Source organism: Streptomyces sp. LMG1-1-1.1 (assembly GCF_040815545.1).
GTDB lineage: Bacteria > Actinomycetota > Actinomycetes > Streptomycetales > Streptomycetaceae > Streptomyces.
In genome coordinates this window covers 26,910-44,969 of record NZ_JBFPNH010000018.1, presented here as the reverse complement: position 1 = coordinate 44,969, position 18,060 = coordinate 26,910, and the positions used below count along the sequence as shown (strand labels likewise).

At 74.5% G+C, this 18,060-nt stretch carries 15 protein-coding genes; 10 read left to right on the top strand and 5 right to left on the bottom strand.

Annotated features, from left to right (window positions below):
• Positions 1–176: 176 nt before the first annotated feature.
• Positions 177–3,140: a DEAD/DEAH box helicase gene (locus MRBLMG1_RS08920; RefSeq protein WP_367822469.1), complete on the bottom strand. Its 2,964-nt coding sequence runs from the start codon at positions 3,138–3,140 to the stop codon at positions 177–179.
• A 486-nt stretch (positions 3,141–3,626) separates the two neighbouring features.
• Between MRBLMG1_RS08920 and MRBLMG1_RS08915 the strand changes: the two genes are divergently transcribed.
• On the top strand, positions 3,627–4,349 hold the full coding sequence (locus tag MRBLMG1_RS08915; RefSeq protein WP_367822467.1) for a ferritin-like fold-containing protein: 723 nt from the start codon (positions 3,627–3,629) through the stop codon (positions 4,347–4,349).
• 45 nt (positions 4,350–4,394) lie between these two features.
• Here the strand turns inward: MRBLMG1_RS08915 and MRBLMG1_RS08910 are convergent, their stop codons facing one another.
• From MRBLMG1_RS08910 to MRBLMG1_RS08895, 4 genes are all read right to left on the bottom strand, one after another.
• Positions 4,395–4,664, bottom strand: coding sequence for a hypothetical protein (locus MRBLMG1_RS08910; protein ID WP_367822465.1), 270 nt, complete (start codon positions 4,662–4,664; stop codon positions 4,395–4,397).
• A 226-nt stretch (positions 4,665–4,890) separates the two neighbouring features.
• Positions 4,891–5,118, bottom strand: coding sequence for a DUF3107 domain-containing protein (locus MRBLMG1_RS08905; protein WP_367822463.1), 228 nt, complete (start codon positions 5,116–5,118; stop codon positions 4,891–4,893).
• Between the two features lie 127 nt (positions 5,119–5,245).
• Positions 5,246–5,905, bottom strand: coding sequence for a TetR/AcrR family transcriptional regulator (locus tag MRBLMG1_RS08900; protein ID WP_367822461.1), 660 nt, complete (start codon positions 5,903–5,905; stop codon positions 5,246–5,248).
• Between the two features lie 146 nt (positions 5,906–6,051).
• The gene (locus MRBLMG1_RS08895) at positions 6,052–6,267 is read right to left on the bottom strand and encodes a hypothetical protein (RefSeq protein ID WP_367822459.1); all 216 of its coding nucleotides are present in this window, start codon (positions 6,265–6,267) and stop codon (positions 6,052–6,054) included.
• Positions 6,268–6,407: 140 nt separating this feature from the next.
• Between MRBLMG1_RS08895 and MRBLMG1_RS08890 the strand changes: the two genes are divergently transcribed.
• The 9 genes from MRBLMG1_RS08890 to MRBLMG1_RS08850 all read left to right on the top strand — a co-directional run bounded on the left by MRBLMG1_RS08890 (position 6,408) and on the right by MRBLMG1_RS08850 (position 17,994).
• Entirely contained in the window at positions 6,408–7,373 is a 966-nt protein-coding gene (locus MRBLMG1_RS08890; protein ID WP_367822457.1) for an alpha/beta fold hydrolase, read from the top strand.
• Between the two features lie 9 nt (positions 7,374–7,382).
• Positions 7,383–8,813: a DUF3152 domain-containing protein gene (locus tag MRBLMG1_RS08885; RefSeq protein WP_367822456.1), complete on the top strand. Its 1,431-nt coding sequence runs from the start codon at positions 7,383–7,385 to the stop codon at positions 8,811–8,813.
• A 101-nt stretch (positions 8,814–8,914) separates the two neighbouring features.
• Complete coding sequence (locus tag MRBLMG1_RS08880; RefSeq protein WP_324611690.1) at positions 8,915–9,010, top strand: Ms4533A family Cys-rich leader peptide; 96 nt, start codon at positions 8,915–8,917, stop codon at positions 9,008–9,010.
• A gap of 187 nt (positions 9,011–9,197) precedes the next feature.
• A complete protein-coding gene (locus tag MRBLMG1_RS08875) occupies positions 9,198–10,925 on the top strand; it encodes an ABC transporter substrate-binding protein (protein WP_367822454.1) in 1,728 nt (575 codons plus the stop codon).
• Positions 10,922–11,899, top strand: coding sequence for an ABC transporter permease (locus MRBLMG1_RS08870; protein ID WP_367822452.1), 978 nt, complete (start codon positions 10,922–10,924; stop codon positions 11,897–11,899). Before MRBLMG1_RS08875 ends, MRBLMG1_RS08870 begins: the two co-directional genes overlap by 4 nt.
• Positions 11,896–12,885, top strand: a complete 990-nt coding sequence (locus MRBLMG1_RS08865; protein ID WP_367822450.1) for an ABC transporter permease — start codon at positions 11,896–11,898, stop codon at positions 12,883–12,885. The genes MRBLMG1_RS08870 and MRBLMG1_RS08865 overlap by 4 nt, the downstream gene beginning before the upstream one ends.
• Positions 12,882–14,600: a dipeptide ABC transporter ATP-binding protein gene (locus MRBLMG1_RS08860; RefSeq protein ID WP_367822448.1), complete on the top strand. Its 1,719-nt coding sequence runs from the start codon at positions 12,882–12,884 to the stop codon at positions 14,598–14,600. The genes MRBLMG1_RS08865 and MRBLMG1_RS08860 overlap by 4 nt, the downstream gene beginning before the upstream one ends.
• A 216-nt stretch (positions 14,601–14,816) precedes the next feature.
• Positions 14,817–16,553 (top strand): glycosyltransferase, encoded by a 1,737-nt coding sequence (locus MRBLMG1_RS08855; protein WP_367822447.1) that lies wholly within the window; start codon positions 14,817–14,819, stop codon positions 16,551–16,553.
• Between the two features lie 13 nt (positions 16,554–16,566).
• Entirely contained in the window at positions 16,567–17,994 is a 1,428-nt protein-coding gene (locus MRBLMG1_RS08850) for a hypothetical protein (RefSeq protein ID WP_367822445.1), read from the top strand.
• The last annotated feature ends 66 nt before the right edge of the window (positions 17,995–18,060 follow it).

The following is an 18,060-nucleotide window of genomic DNA, read 5'->3' as shown; positions in this document are numbered from 1 at the left end:
AGGGCGGGGGCGGGGGCGGGGGCGTGACGCGGCTGTGTGGCCGGTCTCAGGGGAGGGCGGGGTGACGGCACTGGCGTGCGGACCGGTCCAGGGGAGGGGCGGGGTCGTGGAACGGCCGTGCGGCCCGGTCCCAAAGGGGGGACCGGGCCGCACGGGTGTGACGGGTGGGGCGGGGATCAGCTCTCGGGCTGGGCCGCCGCCTTCTTCGTGGTGCGACGGCGCGGAGCCTTGGGGGCCTCCTCCGCCGCCGGAGCCTCGGCCTCGGCGGCCGCGGCCTTCTTGGTCGTACGGCGGCGCGTCGGCGCCTTCGGCTCGGAGGCGTCGGGCGCCTCGGCGGCGACCGCCTTCTTCGCCGCGCGGCGACGGGGAGCCTTCGGGGCCTCCTCGGCTACCGGCGCCTCGACCACGGCCTCCGCGACGGCCGCCTTCTTGGCCGTGCGGCGACGGGGGGCCTTCGGGGCCTCCTCGACGACCGGCTCGGCGGCGACGGCCTCGGCCGCGGGGGCCTCGGCGGTCGTCGGGGAGCCTGCGGCCTTGCGGGCGGTGCGGCGGGCGCGGGGAGCCTTGGGGGCCTCCTCGACGACCGTTTCGGCGACGGGCTCGGCGGCGGGGGCCTCGACCACGGGGGTCTCGGCCGTGACCGGGGAGCCTGCGGCCTTGCGGGCGGTGCGGCGGGCGCGCGGGGCCTTGGGGGCCTCCTCGACGACCGTTTCGGCGACCGGCTCGGCGACGGGCGCCTCGGCGACCACGGGGGTTTCGGCGGTCACCGGGGAGCCTGCGGGCCTGCGGGCCGTGCGGCGGGCGCGGGGAGCCTTGGGGGCCTCCTCGACGACCGGTTCGGCGACGGGCTCGGCGGCGGGGGCCTCGACCACGGGGGTCTCGGCCGTGACCGGGGAGCCTGCGGGCCTGCGGGCGGTACGGCGGGCGCGCGGGGCCTTGGGGGCCTCGACGACCGTTTCGGCGACCGGGGCCTCGACCACGGGGGCCTCGGCGACGGGCGCCTCGGCCACCGGGGCGTTGGTGGCCGGACGGACCGCGCGGCGGCGGCGCGGGGCGGGGACCTCAGCCGTGACCGCGGGGGCCGTGACCGCGGTGGCCTCGGCCACGGGGGCCTCGACGACCGGGGCGGCGGCCTGCTGGACGACCTGCTCGGCGACCGGGGATCCGGTGGCCTTCCGGGTCGCCCGGCGGCGCGGGGCCTTCTTCGGCTCCTCGACCGCGGGGGTCTCGGCGGCCGGAGCCTCGACGACGGCCGGAGCGGCGGCGCGCAGGGCGGCCGCGGCGGTCTCGACGGTCTGGAACGAACCGGTGTCCTCGACCGGCCGGGCCACGCGGGGACGACGACGGCGCGGGGCCGGAGCCGGCTCCTGGGCCGCCGGGGCCTGGGCGACGGGCGCGGCCGTCACCGGCGCCTGGCGGGGCGTGCGGCCACGGCGACGGGGAGCCTTCGGCTCCTCCGCCGGGGCCGCGGCGGAGGAGGCCTGAGCGGCCTCCGCCACGGGAGCGGCCTTGGCCACCGGAGCAGCCTGGACGGCCTTGGCCGCCGGAGCAGCCTGGACGACCGGAGCAGCGGCAGCGGTCTGGGCCGCCGGAGCAACCGCGGCAGCCTTGGCCACCGGGGCGGCCTGGAAGACCGGAGCGACGACCGCAGCGGCCTCGGCGACCGGCGCGGCCTGGGCCGCCGGGGCGGCCTGGGTCACCGGCGCGGTGCCCGGGACGCCGACGCGGGTGCGACGACGACGGCGCGGGGTGCGGGGGCCGGACTCGGTCCGGGCCTCGTCGGTGGTGGTGCCCGCCTCGACGGCCGGGGCCGCGGACGCCGGGGCGACCGAGACCGGGGCGTCGTCGGCGCCGCCGCGGGTGCGCCGGCGCTGACGCGGGGTCCGGGTGCGCTCCGGGCGCTCCTCGGTCCGCTCGGCCGGCTTCGGACCGCGCGCACGGCGTCCGCCGGGCTCGCCCAGGTCCTCGAGCTCCTCCGCGCCCAGACCCGCGCGGGTCCGCTCGGCGCGGGGCAGCACGCCCTTGGTGCCCGCCGGGATGTCCAGCTCCTCGAAGAGGTGCGGGGAGCTGGAGTAGGTCTCGACCGGGTCGTGGAAGTCGAGGCCGAGCGCCTTGTTGATGAGCTGCCAGCGCGGGATGTCGTCCCAGTCGACCAGCGTCACCGCGGTGCCCTTGGCACCCGCGCGACCGGTGCGGCCGACGCGGTGGAGGAACGTCTTCTCGTCCTCCGGCGACTGGTAGTTGATGACGTGGGTGACGCCCTCGACGTCGATGCCGCGGGCGGCGACGTCGGTGCAGACGAGCACGTCGACCTTGCCGTTGCGGAACGCGCGCAGGGCCTGCTCGCGGGCGCCCTGGCCGAGGTCGCCGTGGACGGCGCCGGAGGCGAAGCCGCGCCGCTCCAGCTGCTCGGCGATGTCGGCCGCCGTGCGCTTGGTGCGGCAGAAGATCATCGCGAGCCCGCGGCCGTTGGCCTGCAGGATGCGGGAGACCAGCTCCGGCTTGTCCATCGAGTGCGCGCGGAACACGTGCTGCTTGATGTTGGCGACGGTCACGCCCTCGCCGTCGGGCGAGGTGGCGCGGATGTGCGTCGGCTGCGACATGTAGCGGCGGGCGAGGCCGATGACCGCGCCCGGCATGGTGGCCGAGAACAGCATCGTCTGGCGCTTCGGCGGAAGCATGTTCATGATCTTCTCGACGTCGGGCAGGAAGCCCAGGTCGAGCATCTCGTCGGCCTCGTCGAGGACGAGGACCTTCACGTGCGACAGGTCGAGCTTGCGCTGGCCGGCCAGGTCGAGCAGGCGGCCGGGGGTGCCGACGACGACGTCGACGCCCTTCTTCAGCGCCTCGACCTGGGGCTCGTACGCCCGGCCGCCGTAGATGGCGAGCACGCGGACGTTGCGGACCTTGCCGGCGGTCAGGAGGTCGTTGGTGACCTGCTGGCACAGCTCGCGGGTCGGGACGACGACGAGGGCCTGCGGGGCGTCGGTCAGCTGCTCGGGCTTCGCCCGGCCGACCTCGACGTCCATGGGGACGGTCACGCGCTCCAGGATCGGCAGACCGAAGCCGAGGGTCTTGCCCGTGCCGGTCTTGGCCTGGCCGATGACGTCGGTGCCGGTGAGGGCGACCGGGAGGGTCATCTCCTGGATGGGGAAGGGGTTGACGATGCCGACGGCCTCAAGGGCCTCGGCCGTCTCGGGGAGGATTCCGAGCTCTCGGAAAGTCGTAGTCAGGGTGCTGCCTCTTCTGTGAGACGCGGCGCGAGGCGAACGAAGGGGGTCGTACCGTGCCGGAATCCTTCCGGCCTGATCGTGGAGATCACTGCCGGGTGGCACGGGACCACTGCCGTCGCTCGAGCGTCGTACCGCTGAGGGTGACCCTTCCGCGGGTCCGCCGGAAGGGCTGTCGGGCCGGAGCCGATCGGGCCACCGACCGGGCATCCTCATTCATGAGTCGGCCCACGGGGTACGTCCGAACGTGCGAAAGCATGTCCGCATACTCAGCAGGCGCTTTATCACTGTACCCCGGATTCGCGCATGTGTGTTGGGAGAAAACGTGATGAGGGCACGGTCACACTGACTGACCAGGGCCTTCCCGGGGACCGCGAGCGGGCTATTGTGCGCTCCATGGAGACGCCTGACAACGCCACACCCACCGGGATCGCCGCCGAGGACTGGGCCACGGCATCCGCCGAGCCGCAGTACCGCGCCGCCGTCATCGACCTCCTCGGCGCCCTCGCCTACGGAGAACTGGCGGCCTTCGAGCGGCTCGCCGAGGACGCCAAGCTGGCGCCCACCCTCGCGGACAAGGCGGAGCTGGCGAAGATGGCCTCGGCCGAGTTCCACCACTTCGAGCAGCTCCGGGACCGCCTCGCGGCCGTCGACGTCGAGCCGACCACGGCCATGGAGCCCTTCGCCAAGGCGCTGGACGACTTCCACCGGCTGACCGCTCCGTCGGACTGGCTGGAGGGCCTGGTCAAGGCGTATGTCGGCGACTCCATCGCCAGCGACTTCTACCGGGAGGTCGCGGCCCGCCTCGACTCCGACACGCGCGGGCTCGTCCTCTCCGTGCTCGACGACACCGGCCACGGCAACTTCGCCGTCGAGAAGGTCCGCGCGGCCATCGACGCCGACCCGCGCGTCGGCGGCCGGCTCGCGCTGTGGGCGCGCCGGCTGATGGGCGAGGCGCTCTCGCAGGCGCAGCGCGTGGTCGCCGAGCGCGACGCGCTCTCGACGATGCTGGTCGGCGGCGTGGCGGACGGCTTCGACCTCGCCGAGGTCGGCCGGATGTTCTCCCGGATCACCGAGGCGCACACCAAGCGGATGGCCGCGCTCGGCCTGGCCGCGTAAGGACGGCTCCTCAGCCGGTACGACCGACGGGTCGGGCGGCGCTCCTCACGCCGCCGCTGATCGGCGCAGCCTTCGGGCGGCCGGGCGGACGAGCAGCGACAGCAGGACCGCCGCCACCGCCACCGCGCCCAGCAGCGTGGCGAGGAAGTGGCCGGGGCCCAGGGCCCCATGGGTGACGAGCGCGCCGAACACGCCGCCGAGCGTGCCGGTGGTCAGGACCCTCCCCCTGGCGGGGAGGCGGTCGGCGAGCCGCTGCGCGGCGACCCAGGCCAGGGCGAAGCCGAGCAGGGCCGAACCGAGGGCTTCCAGGAACACGGGGGATCACCTCGCGGGGTGCTGCGGGGCGGGTGGTGCGGTCGCAGACCTCCTACCCCCGAGGGTCGGAACGCAATCCTCCCGTACCACCCTGACGTGGCCATACGGGCAGGCGAGAGGCCCGGCGGCCGGGCCCGTACGGAACGGCGCGCGGCACGGCGTACGACCGGAATGCGAAAGGCCCGGCGGACCGAGACGGTCCACCGGGCCTTCGTCGTTCCCTGGCTCAGAGCGCGCCGAAACCCACGCGGCGGACGGCGGGCTCGCCGAGCTCCACGTACGCGATCTTCTCGGCGGGAATGAGGACCTTGCGGCCCTTCTCGTCCGAGAGGGCGAGCAGCTGCGACGTGCCGGCCAGTGCGTCGGCCACCGCGCGCTCCACCTCCTCGGCGGACTGCCCGCTCTCCAGAACGATCTCCCGGGGTGCGTGCTGCACGCCGATCTTGACCTCCACGGCTATGTCCCTCCGAACGGTCAGCGTTGCGCGATTGTTTGCGCCGTACGCTGCACACATTAGCCCGGTGAGGGGACGCGCACGGCGCAGCCGCGGCACGCCAGGAGCGAACAGCGCGCGGGAATGCTCAGTGGCCCTCGGCGCTCAGCAGGCCGTCCACCGGGTGCAGCGGGAAGCCGGCGATGCCGCGCCAGGCGAGCGAGGTGAGCAGGCCGACGGCCTTGTCGCGGGGGATCTTGGACTCGCTGGACAGCCAGTAGCGGGCGACGACCTGCGAGACGCCGCCGAGGCCCACGGCGAGCAGCATCGACTCGTCCTTGGACAGGCCGGTGTCCTCGGCGATGACGTCGGAGATCGCCTCGGCGCACTGCAGGCTCACCCGGTCCACGCGCTCGCGTACCGCGGGCTCGTTGGTCAGGTCGGACTCGAAGACCAGCCGGAAGGCGCCGCCCTCGTCCTCGACGTAGGCGAAGTACGCGTCCATCGTCGCCGCGACACGGAGCTTGTTGTCCGTGGTGGAGGCGAGGGCGGTGCGCACCGCGAGGAGCAGGGACTCGCAGTGCTGGTCGAGCAGGGCGAGGTACAGCTCGAGCTTCCCGGGGAAGTGCTGGTAGAGCACCGGCTTGCTGACGCCGGCCCGCTCGGCGATGTCGTCCATCGCGGCCGAGTGGTACCCCTGGGCGACGAAGACCTCCTGGGCCGCGCCGAGCAGCTGGTTCCGTCGGGCACGTCGCGGCAGGCGCGTGCCCCGAGGGCGTGCTGCCTCTGTCTGCTCGATGGCGCTCACGCGGCCTCCCAAGAATCGATCCATGCGCGCTGTCGCGCCGCGCCGCCATCGTACTTTTGGGTAACCCGGCTGTGCGCGGTGCGAACGCAGAATTTCACGGACCGGACGTCCGGGTCGACAGTCGATTCAAGATTAAACCGAACAAATCAGCGGTAGTCGTCTTCGTCCAGGGTGACCACGCGCGCCTGTTCGGACGCGTCTGCCTCGTTCGCCGACTCGTGCTCGATATGGGTGACGGGTTCGTCCTCGCGTTGCTGCACTTCGGTGTGCTGCTCGGCAGCGTCGGCCTCCGGGATTTCCTGCTCCAGCAAGGCGACCTCTTCCTCGGCGAATGTGTCCGGCTCGGACGGATCGACAGTCATGCGGTTCCTTCCGGCACGCGGGTCGCGGTCCTCTCCGATGGCCCTCTCTTCGAGCCTAGGAGCACACGCGCCCCGCCGCACACGCACCTGTGACGGCACCCACACACGGAGCCGCGTGATCGTCTCGTAATATTGCGGCCATGTCGTCGACCGAGCTGCCGGAAAAACGGCCCGCCGCCGCACCACCCGCGCCGATGCCCCGCGCCGTACGGGTCGCCGACGGCGAGGAGCTCCGCTCCGTCGAGCTGCCCGGGCTCACCCTCACCGTCCGCTCCCGGCCGGGCGTCCGTCCCGGCCTGCCGCCCGCGCTGTACGTGCACGGCCTCGGCGGTTCCTCGCAGAACTGGTCCACCCTGATGCCGCTGCTCGCGGACCAGGTGGACGGCGAGGCGCTCGACCTGCCGGGCTTCGGCGACTCCCCGCCGCCCGACGACGGCAACTACTCGGTCAGCGGGCACGCCCGCGCGGTCATCCGGCTCCTCGACGCCGGCGGGCGCGGACCCGTCCACCTCTTCGGCAACTCGCTGGGCGGCGCCGTCGCCACCCGCGTCGCCGCGGCCCGGCCCGACCTGGTCCGCACCCTGACGCTGATCTCCCCGGCGCTGCCCGAGCTGCGCGCCCAGCGCACCGCCTGGCCCACCGTGATGCTCGCGGTGCCGGGCGTCGCCCCGCTCTTCGCGAAGCTCTCCCGGGACTGGACGCCCGAGCAGCGCGTCCGCGGTGTCCTCTCCCTCTGCTACGGGGACCCCCTCAGGGTCTCCGACGAGGGCTTCCTGCACGCCGTCGAGGAGATGGAGCGCCGCCTGGAGCTCCCCTACTTCTGGGACGCGATGGCCCGCTCCTCGCGCGGCATCGTCGACGCCTACACGCTCGGCGGCCAGCACGGGCTGTGGCGGCAGGCCGAGCGCGTCCTCGCCCCGACGCTCCTCGTCTACGGCGGTCGTGACCGGCTCGTCTCCTACCGGATGGCCCGCAAGGCCGCGGCCGCCTTCCGCGGCTCGCGCCTGCTGACCCTTCCCGACGCCGGGCACGTGGCGATGATGGAGTACCCCGAGACGGTCGCCCAGGCCGCGCGGGACCTGATCGCCGACCACGGCAGGAGCTGATCCGGGACCGTGGGACGACACAGTCGCAAGGGCGGCTCCGCACCCGCCGCACCTCCGGCGGCCGAGCAGGCGCAGCCGCAGACCCCGGCCCCCGCCCCGGCGGGGACGGGACGCCGACGCAGGGCCCCGGGCGGCGGCCAGGAGGCCACCGGCACTCCGGCCCACGGGACCCCGGCCTATGGCACTCCTGCCCACGGGACCCCGGCGTACGGCACTCCGGCCCACGGCACCCCTACGTACGGCTACGGCGCGAACTCCGGTGGTAGTCAGGGTGCCGGCGCGTACGGGACCGGTGCGGGCGGAAGCGGTGCGGGCGGTACCGGCCGCACCGGTGTCACGTACGGGACCGGTGCCTACGCGGGCGGGGCGTTCGACACCCCGGCGCACGGGACGCCCGGCACCCCGGCGCACGGCATCCCCGCCTACCGGACCCCCGTGCGGGGCGGCCATCCGCAGCACGACGAGGCCTCCGCCCCGCCGCCCGGCCCGTACGGAGGCCGGCGCGGCACCCACCGGGCCGCCGCTCCCGCGCCCGAACGGGCCGACGCCCAGGCGCCGTTCGTCCCCGGGCAGCGCCGTGTGGGTGACGTCGACGCCCCGGAGTCGGAAGGCCCGGCGGGCCGGGGCGGTCTCGGCCGCACCCTCACCGGGGTCGCGGCCGCCGGCGTCGCCACGGTCCTCGCCGTCGTCGTCGCCGGGCAGGTCGCCGACCGGGACACGGCCCCGCCGGTCACCCGTGCCGCCGAGCAGCCGGCCGAGCGCCCCGCGGACGACACCTCCGCCTCGCGCTCCGACGCCCGCGTCGTCCCGGCGACCCCGGCGCCGGCCGTCACCCCGGTGACGTACGAGCAGCTGATGACCCGGCAGTTCCCGATCGATCCGAAGCTGAAGGGGTCCGGCGCCTTCGAGGCCGTGCCCGGCTTCGCGAAGGCGCCCGGCAAGGGGCGTCTGATCCGCTACCGGATCGACGTGGAGAAGGGGATCGGCCTCGACGCCGGGCTCTTCGCCGACGCCGTGCAGAAGACCCTGAACGACAAGCGCAGTTGGGCCGGCAACGGCGAGATGAAGTTCGAGCGGATTTCCAGTGGGGAGCCGGAGTTCGTCATCACGCTCGCCAGTCCCGGCACCACCGGGACCTGGTGCAGGAAGTCCGGTCTCGACACCACGGTCGACAACGTGTCGTGCGACTCCGCCTCCACCGAACGCGTGATGATCAACGCATTCCGCTGGGCGCAGGGATCGGACACCTTCGGACCGAAGGCCATGCACGCCTATCGCCAGATGCTCATCAACCACGAGGTGGGTCACCGGCTCGGGCACAGCCATGTGAGCTGCCGTACGGCCGGGTCGCTCGCGCCCGTCATGCAGCAGCAGACGAAGTCCCTGAACGTCGACGGGATTCCGTGCCGCCCCAACCCCTGGGTGCACCCCGGAAGTTGACGTTCCCGCCGATCCCGTGGTGATCACATGGTGAGACCCGTGTCTCACTCCGGCCGCTGTCCGCGTTGACATCGCTCGCGTGTTCGTTCATATTTCTCGGCATGTCGCACCGTCACGTCGTATCCGATCGCGCCGCCATCGAGCTGGCGCTCATCGGCGTGACCGCACACACCGTGTCCGACATTCTCTGTAGCTGACGCCCGCCCGAGCGTTCGTCGGCTCCTTTTCCTTTCGGTAAGACCGACGACTTTCCGCGCCCGGGTGTTTCCTCCCCGCAGGCGCGGCTTTTCTTTTTGTCGACGTGATCTCCCGGACGACTCCGCCCGCCGTCGCCTGCGTGGAATTCCCCTTTTCCTTCCCGCAGTCCTCCGAGAGGTTTCTCCGATGCGTCAACCGTCCGTCATTTCCCGCCGCGTGGCAGCGGCCGCCGTCAGTGTCGTCCTGGCCTCGGGCGCCGCCGCCTGCGGTCCCGAGGACGCGGGCGCCGAGGGCGGTACCTCCGGCAAGGCCGCGGGCGCCCCGCAGAAGGGCGGCACGCTGACCGTCCTCAACAGCGAGGCCCAGAGCGACTTCGACCCGGCCCGGCTCTACACCTCCGGCGGCGGAAACGTCCCCTCCCTCGTCTTCCGCACGCTCACCACCCGCAACCGCGAGGCGGGGGCCGCCGGCACCCAGGTCGTCCCCGACCTCGCGACGGACACCGGCCGCCCCAACAAGGACGCCACGGAGTGGACGTACACGCTGAAGGAGGGCCTGAAGTTCGAGGACGGCACGCCCATCACCAGCGCCGACGTGAAGTACGGCATCGAGCGCTCCTTCGCGGCCGAGCTCTCCGGCGGCGCCCCCTACCTGCGGGACTGGCTGATCGGCGGCGACACGTACCAGGGGTCGTACAAGGACCCCAAGGGCCTCGCCTCGATCGTCACCCCGGACGCCAGGACCATCGTCTTCAAGCTGAAGAAGGCCGAGGGCGAGTTCCCGTTCGTCGCCACCCAGACCCAGTTCGCCCCCGTCCCCAAGGCCAAGGACACCGGCGCCAAGTACGAGGAGCACCCCGTCTCCTCCGGCCCGTACAAGGTCGTCGAGAACAAGAACGACGGCGAGCACCTCGTCCTGGAGCGCAACGAGCACTGGGACCCGAAGACGGACGAGGAGCGCAAGGCCTACCCCGACCGGATCGACGTCAAGTCCGGACTCGACGAGGCCGTCATCAACCAGCGGCTCGCCACCTCCTCCGGAGCGGACGCCGCCGCCGTCACCACGGACACCAACCTCGGCCCGGCCGAACTCGCCCAGATCGGCTCCGACAAGGCGCTCGCCGCCCGCGTCGGCACCGGCCACTTCGGCTTCACCAACTACATCGCCTTCAACCCCAAGGTGAAGCCCTTCGACAACCCGAAGGTCCGCCAGGCGATCTCGTACGCGGTCAACCGCACCAGCGTCGTCAACGCCGCCGGCGGCTCCGCCCTCGCCGAGCCGGCCACCACCTTCCTGCCCGAGCAGAAGGCCTTCGGCTTCACGCCGTACGACCACTTCCCGGCCGGGAAGACCGGTGACCCCGCGAAGGCCAGGGAACTGCTCAAGGAAGCCGGTTACCCGAACGGGCTCACCGTCACGCTGCTGCACTCCACCGCCCAGAACCGCGCCACCAGCCCCGAGATCGCCACCGCCGTCCAGGAGGCGCTCGGCAAGGCCGGCATCACCGTCAAGCTCGACGGCCAGGAGCCCAACTCCTTCAACGAGAAGCGCTGGAGCGTCAAGGACGCCCCCGGCTTCTTCCTCTCCCGCTGGGGCGCCGACTGGCCCGCCGGCGGTCCGTTCCTCGCGCCGATCTTCGACGGCCGCCAGATCGTCGCCGACGGCTCCAACTACAACCACGCCCAGCTGAACGACCCGGCGGTCAACCGCGAGATCGACGCGATCAACAAGCTGACCGACCTCAAGGCCGCCGCCGCCCGCTGGGGCGCCCTCGACAGCAAGATCGGCGAGCAGGCGCTCGACGTGCCCCTCTTCCACCCGGTCTACAAGCGGCTCGTCGGCAAGGACATCAAGAACGTCGTCATCAGCGACTGGACCGGCGTCCTCGACATCTCGCAGGTCGCGGTCAAGTGACCACGCTGACCGACACGCCGGCGCCCGTGGCGGGCACCCCCGCCACGGGCGCCGCCCGGCAGGCCTGGCGGCGGCTGCGCACCCGGCCGGCCGCGCTCGTCTCCGCCGCCGTCCTCCTGCTACTCGTCGCCCTCGCCCTCGCCGCCCCGCTGCTCGCCGCCCTGACGGGCCAGGACCCGACCACGTACCACGACGACCTCGTCGACTCGGCCCGCGGCGGCGTCCCGTACGGCGCCTTCGGCGGGGCGAGCGCCGACCACTGGCTCGGCGTCGAACCCGGCACCGGACGCGACCTTTTCGTCCGCCTCCTGTACGGCGCCCGGATCTCGCTGCTCGTCGCCGTCGGCGCCACCGTCGTCCAGGTCCTGGTCGGACTGCTCGTCGGCCTCGCCGCCGGACTCGGCAACCGTTGGGTCGACGCCGCCCTCGGCCGGATCACCGACGTCTTCCTCGCCCTGCCGTTCCTCGTCCTCGCCATCGCGCTCACCGCCGTGGTGCCCCGCGACTTCCCGCGCCCCCTGCTGCTCGTCCTGGTCATCGGGCTGCTCGGCTGGGCCGGCACCTCCAGGATCGTGCGCGCCCAGACCCTCACCCTCAAGAGCCTCGACTTCGTCTCCGCCTCACGGCTCGCCGGCTCGGGGCGGTGGCGGACCGCGCGGCGCGAGCTGCTGCCCTCGCTCGCCGCGCCCGTCATCACGTACGCCGCGATCCTCGTCCCCACCAACATCGTGGTCGAGGCCTCGCTCTCCTTCCTCGGGGTGGGCGTCACCCCGCCCACCCCGTCCTGGGGGCAGATGCTGTCCACCGCGCAGACCTGGTTCCGGGCCGATCCGGCGTACGTGCTGCTGCCGGCCGGACTGCTCTTCGTGACCGTGCTCGCCTTCACCGTGCTCGGCGACGCCGTCCGCACCGCCCTCGACCCGCGCGAGGCCGGCCGGCTCGGCGTGGGCACGCGAAAGGAGACCTCCCGATGACCCGCTACGTCCTGAAGCGGCTCGCGGGCGCCGTGCTCGTCCTCCTCGCGCTCTCCGTCCTCGTCTACGCCCTGTTCTACGTCGTGCCCGGCGACCCCGCGCGGCTCGCCTGCGGCGAACGCTGCAACCCGCAGCAGATCGCCCAGGTGCGCGAACAACTCGGCCTGAACGACGGCGTGTCCACCCAGTACCTGCACTTCCTCCAGGGAGTCCTCACCGGCCGCGACTACTCCACGGGCACCGGCGTCCAGCACTGCGACGCGCCCTGCCTCGGCCTGTCGTACCAGAACGACCAGCAGGTCACCGAGGTCATCCTGGAACGCATCGGCGCCACCGCCTCGCTCGCCCTCGGCGCCATGGTGATCTGGCTCGTCGTCGGCATCGGCACCGGGCTGCTCTCCGCGCTCCGCCGCGGCGGGATCACCGAGCGGGCCCTCACCGTGCTCACCCTCGCCGGCACCGGCACGCCCGTCTTCATCCTGGGCCTGCTCCTGCTCATGGCGGTCTGCGCCTACCTCCGGTGGCTGCCCTTCCCGACGTACGTGCCGCTGGGCGAGGACCCCGAGCAGTGGGCCTGGAACATGCTGCTGCCCTGGCTCACCCTCGGCTTTTTCGAATCCGCCAAATACGCGCGGCTCACCCGGAGTTCCACCCTGGAGACGCTCGCCGAGGACCACATCCGCACCTTCCGCGCCTACGGCGTGGGGGAGCGGTCGGTCGTCGCCCGCCACGCCCTGCGCGGCGCCGTACCGCCCGTCATCGCGCTCAGCGCCGTCGACCTCGGCACCATGTTCGGCGGGGCCGTGCTGACCGAGTCGCTCTTCGGCATCCCCGGGCTCGGCAAGACCCTCATCGACGGCGTCCGCCACGTCGACCTGCCCATCGTCGTGGGCATCGTGCTCCTCACCGGGGTCGCCGTGGTCCTCGCGAACGTCGTCGCCGACCTCCTCTACGCCCTCGCCGACCGAAGGGTCGCCCTGTCATGACGCTCCCGGACCCCGGGCCCGGCACCACGGCCCCGCTCGTGGAAGTCGACCGCCTCACCGTCGAGTTCGGCGGCGCCGTACGGGCCGTCGACGACCTCTCCTTCACCCTGGAGGCGGGGCGCGCGCTCGCCCTCGTCGGCGAGTCCGGCAGCGGCAAGTCCACCGTCGCCGGCGCCCTCCTCGGCCTCCACCGGGGCACCGGCGCCGGGGTCACCGGCACCGTGCGGGTCGGCGGGATCGACGTGGCCACGGCCGGCCCGGACGAGCTGCGGCGGCTGCGCGGAGGCGTCGCAGCGATGGTCTTCCAGGACCCGCTGTCGGCCCTCGACCCCTACTACGCCATCGGCGACCAGATCGCCGAGGTGTACCGCGTCCACCACCCCGGATCGCGCAAGGCCGCCCGTGCCCGGGCCGTGGAGGTCCTCGACCGGGTCGGCATCCCCGACGCGGCCCGCCGCTCCCGCTCCCGCCCGCACGAGTTCAGCGGCGGCATGCGCCAGCGCGCCCTCCTCGCGATGGCCCTCGCCTGCGAGCCCCGGCTCCTCGTCGCCGACGAGCCGACCACCGCCCTCGACGTCACCGTGCAGGCCCAGATCCTCGACCTGCTGCACGAGTTGCGGCGCGAGACGGGCACCGCGCTGCTCCTGGTCACCCACGACGTGGGCGTGGCCGCCGAGAGCGTCGACGACGTCCTCGTCATGCGGGGCGGCCGCGAGGTCGAACGGGGGCCGGTGGCCGGGGTGCTGGGCGCGCCGGCGGAGCCGTACACCCGCCGGCTGCTCGCCGCCGTGCCCCGGCTGGACGGGCCGGCGCGGACCGCCGCCGTACCGCGGCCCGACGGGCCGGCGCGGACCGCCGTGCGCGATCCCGCCGGGTCCGCCGGGGGAGCCGCGCGGGGCGAGCCGCTCCTCGAAGCCGTCGGGCTGCGGCGGGAGTTCGGCCGGGGCAAGACCGCCGTGACCGCCGTCGACGGGGTGTCCCTCACCGTCCGCGCGGGCGAGACCCTCGGCGTCGTCGGGGAGTCCGGCAGCGGCAAGACCACCCTCGGCCGCATGCTCGTGCGGCTCCTCGATCCGACGGGCGGCCGGCTCCGGTACGGGGGCGTGGAGATCGGCGCCCTGTCGGAGCGGGAACTGCGCCCGTACCGGCGCGAGCTCCAGATGGTCTTCCAGGACCCGGTCGCCTCCCTCAACCCGCGGCGCTCCGTCGGCGAGTCGATCGCCGACCCGCTGCGGGTCGCGGGGGAGCGCGACGAGACCCGGATACGGGGACGGGTGCGGGAGCTGCTCGACCGGGTGGGGCTCGACCCCGACCGGTACGGGGCCTACCCGCACGAGTTCAGCGGCGGCCAGCGCCAGCGCGTCGGCATCGCTCGCGCGCTCGCCGCCGAACCCCGCCTGATCGTCTGCGACGAACCCGTCTCCGCGCTCGACGTCACCACCCAGGCCCAGGTCACCGCCCTGCTCGCGGAGCTCCAGGCCGAACTCGGCCTCGGACTCGTGTTCATCGCCCACGACCTCGCGGTCGTCCGGCAGGTCAGCGACCGGGTCGCCGTCATGCGCGCCGGCCGGGTCGTCGAGGAGGGCACGGTCGGCGAGGTGTACGGCGCGCCCCAGGACCCGTACACCCGGCAGCTGCTCGCCGCCGTCCCCGCGCTCGACCCGGTCCTCGCGGCCGAGCGCCGGGGGCGGCGCCGGGAGCCGGCCGCCGTCTGACCGGGGCAGGAGAGGCCGCTGCCTGACCCTCCGTGACCGTTCCGGCGCGTAGCGCGACTGAACGCGACCGGGGTGGGAAAGTTACGTGCATTCACCCCTTCCGGTGGTGCGACGGACAACCGTCCGTCGTACCACCGGTGTCTCCGCTTACGTTCTTCCCGCTGCGAGTCGCCGGACCAACGGTGGCCGTCGTCAAGGGAGATCGGGGGTGCACTTATGCGGATCGGACTGCTCACGGAAGGCGGCTACCCGTACGCCGCCGGTGAGTCCGCACCCTGGTGCGACCGACTCGTACGCGGGCTCGGGCAGCACCAGTTCGACCTCTACACCCCCGGCGGACCCGGCACCCCGCTGCCGCTCCCCCCGAACGCCCGCGTCGTGCGCACCGCCGACCCGGAGGGCCCCGGCCCGGACGGCACGCCGAAGAACCGCCTCGAACGCGCCGCCTTCGGCGACGGCCGCGCCACCCGCCGGGCCTACGGCCGGCGCGAACGGCGCCGCTTCACCGAGGCCTTCCACGCCCTCGCCACCGGCCTCTGCCGCGAGGCCGAGACCGAAGCCGCGGCCGCATCCGGGCCGGCGGCGCCGTCCGGGCCCGTGACCGGACCCGGGTCGGGACCGGCGGCCGCGACCGATCCCGGCGGGGCCCAGTTCGCCGGCGGGCTCTACGCGCTCGCCGAACTCGCCCGCGAGCGCGGCGGACTGCCCGGCGCGCTCCGCTCCGACGACGCCGTCCGCGCGCTGGAGACCGCCTGCCGCGCGCCCGGCGCACGCCGGGGCGCGGCGGCCGCCGGGCTCCGGGACCACCTCGCCTTCGCCGACCACCTGGAGCGGGCCCTGCGCCCCCTCTCCTACGACTGGTACACCGAGGACGCGCTCGGCGCCGCCGACCTCTGCCACGCCGCCGCCGGAGGCGTCACCGCCCTCCCCGGCCTGCTGGCCAAACGCTTCTTCGGAACCCCGCTCCTCGTCACCGAGTACGGCGTCCGGCTCCGCGCCCACTACCTCTCGACCGCGGGCGCCGACCGCTCCGCACCCCTGCGGGCGCTGCTCGCCGCCCTCCACGGACGGCTCGCCGCCGAGACCTACCGGCAGGCCTCCCTGCTCACCCCCGGCAACGCGCACGCCCGCCGCTGGCAGGAGAAGTGCGGCGCCGTCCGGGACCGCATCCGCACCGTCCACCCGGGCATGCCCGCCGACCGCTTCGCCGAGATCGGCGAGGACGAGGAGAGCGGCGACCCCGCCACCCTGGTCTGGGTCGGCCGCGTCGAACCCGCCAAGGACCTCATCGCCCTCCTGCACGCCTTCGCGGAGGTCCGGGCCCGGCAGCCCGACGCCCGGCTGCGGATCGTCGCCGTGCCCGAACGCGAGCCGGGCGGCGGCGCGTACCTCGCGCACTGCAAGGGGCTCGCCGCCCAGCTCTTCCCCGACGAGGCCGCGGGCGCGCACGCCGTCGGCGAGAACCCCGTCACCTACGAGGAACTCGGCGGCCCCGAGGCGCCCACCCTGGAGGACACCTACGCCTCCGGCGCGGTCGTCGTCCTGTCCAGCGTCGTCGAGGGCTTCCCCACCAGCCTCGTCGAGGCCATGTTCTGCGCGCGCGCCACCGTCTCCACCGACGTCGGCGCGGTCGTCGAGATCATCGGCGGCACCGGCCTCGTCGTCCCCCCGCGCAACCCCCGGGCGCTCGCCGACGCCTGCCTCGCGCTGCTCCGCGACCCCGAGCGCCGCCACCGGCTCGGCGCCGCGGCCCGCGCCCGGGCGCTCGAACTCTTCACCGTCGAACAGAACCTCGCCGCGTTCCGCGACATCTACCTCGAACTCCTCTCGCACGCGCCCGTGCGCCACCGCCCCGGGGACGGCGTGCCCTTCGCCCACCCCGCCGAGGCCCATGTGCCGGGCAGCTGGACGCACAAGGCCGTGACCACGGGCTCAGGAGGCCCCGATGCCTGAAGGAGGCACTCCCATGCGCGGCCCCGCCGCCCCGACGAGCCCCGGAGCCTGGGACGCCCGCTCCGAGGCCCTCCTCGGCACGCCCGCCCTGACCCCGCCCCCCACCCCGCCGCCCGGCCTCGACCTGCGCGCCCCCGAGGGCCACGCGCCGGGCACGGAGGAGGACGCGGACCAGGCGGACCACGAGGACGACACGGACCACGAGGACCGGACCGCCGCCGACTCCGCCCGCCCGGCTGGCCCCGCGGGCCCCCCGCCGTCCGGGATAGCCGCGGCCCCGGAAGCGACCGGAACACCGCTCCCGGAGCCTGGCCCCGACCTGCCTGGTGCCCCGGTGCGGGGAGTCGCGTGGAGAGGGGAGCCGGAGGCCGCCGCGGCCCCGGGCGGACGGGCCGCCGCACCGCGGCCCCGGCGGGGGAACGCCGACCCCGTCAAAGTGCTCATGCACCGGCACCGGGAGCTCTGCGAGCGGGCCGTGGACCCGCTGGAGATCGCCGCCGGCCTGGAGGCACAGGGGTTCACGGACCGGACCGCCGCGCGGTTCCGGCACCGGGACGTGTTCTCGCTCGCCGACGAGCTGTACGCGCGCGTGCCGCGCGGACCCGAGAAGGCCGCGCCCGCGCCGGACCCGGAACCGGCCCGAGGCCCCTGGGCGCTCGCCGTGTTCGCCCCCGGGGCCGTCGCCGGGCTCGCGGGCCTGGGACTGACGTTCGCCTACGGGCCCGCGCGGATCGCCGTCGGGGCGGTCGCGGCGCTCGCGCTCGGCGGCGCGCTGCTGCTCGCCGTACGGCAGGGCCCCTTCCGGGTGCCCGACGGCGGGGCCGTACCCGCCGCCCGGCTCTGGACGCTGTGGCTCCTGGCGTACGCGGTCGGCGGCGACGGGCTCCTCCGGCAGGTGCTCAGCGGCGGCCCCGACGGACCGTGGGACCTCGCCCCCGGCCCCGTCCTCGGGCTCGCCCTGGCCGTGGCGCCCGCCGCCTGGTGCGCGCACCTCTTCGCCCGCCGGGCCCGCCGCCGGATCGCCGACAGCCGGGGCCTCGCCGACTTCGCCGCCGCCACCAGGCCGCTGCTCCTCGTCACCGTGACGGTCCAACTGCTCGCCCTCGCCGCCCTGCTCGGCGTCACCGCGTTCAGCCCCGGGGCCCTCGCCCTCGGCGCGCTCCTGCTGCTCGCCCGGATGCTCACCGTGCACGGCTTCCCCGACACTGCCTCCACGGCCCTCGCCGCCGCCTGCGCCGCCGAGGCCCTCGCCCTCGCGAGCGTCCTCGCCGCGCGGGTCCCGCTGCCCGGCATCGACGGGCTCGCCACCCCCGTGCGCGCCGTCGTCGACGCCTGGGGCGCCGGGGCCGTACCCACCCTCGTCTGCGGTGCCGCCGCGCTCGGCCTGCTGGCCCACGCGACCGGCGCCCTCGCCCGGGCCTCGGCCCACGCCACCCCCTGAGAACGGCACCCGCGGAGCCGACGCCGCGGGCGCGCCCCGTCACCTCTCTCATCACCTCGCAAGGAG

Coding starts and splice junctions, on each gene's coding strand:
- MRBLMG1_RS08890 (WP_367822457.1), top strand. CDS start 6,408: ATGTCGTCGACCGAGCTGCCGGAAAAACGGCCCGCCGCCGCACCACCC.
- MRBLMG1_RS08915 (WP_367822467.1), top strand. CDS start 3,627: ATGGAGACGCCTGACAACGCCACACCCACCGGGATCGCCGCCGAGGAC.
- MRBLMG1_RS08855 (WP_367822447.1), top strand. CDS start 14,817: ATGCGGATCGGACTGCTCACGGAAGGCGGCTACCCGTACGCCGCCGGT.
- MRBLMG1_RS08895 (WP_367822459.1), bottom strand. CDS start 6,267: ATGACTGTCGATCCGTCCGAGCCGGACACATTCGCCGAGGAAGAGGTC.
- MRBLMG1_RS08880 (WP_324611690.1), top strand. CDS start 8,915: ATGTCGCACCGTCACGTCGTATCCGATCGCGCCGCCATCGAGCTGGCG.
- MRBLMG1_RS08920 (WP_367822469.1), bottom strand. CDS start 3,140: ATGACCCTCCCGGTCGCCCTCACCGGCACCGACGTCATCGGCCAGGCC.
- MRBLMG1_RS08860 (WP_367822448.1), top strand. CDS start 12,882: ATGACGCTCCCGGACCCCGGGCCCGGCACCACGGCCCCGCTCGTGGAA.
- MRBLMG1_RS08850 (WP_367822445.1), top strand. CDS start 16,567: ATGCGCGGCCCCGCCGCCCCGACGAGCCCCGGAGCCTGGGACGCCCGC.
- MRBLMG1_RS08875 (WP_367822454.1), top strand. CDS start 9,198: ATGCGTCAACCGTCCGTCATTTCCCGCCGCGTGGCAGCGGCCGCCGTC.
- MRBLMG1_RS08865 (WP_367822450.1), top strand. CDS start 11,896: ATGACCCGCTACGTCCTGAAGCGGCTCGCGGGCGCCGTGCTCGTCCTC.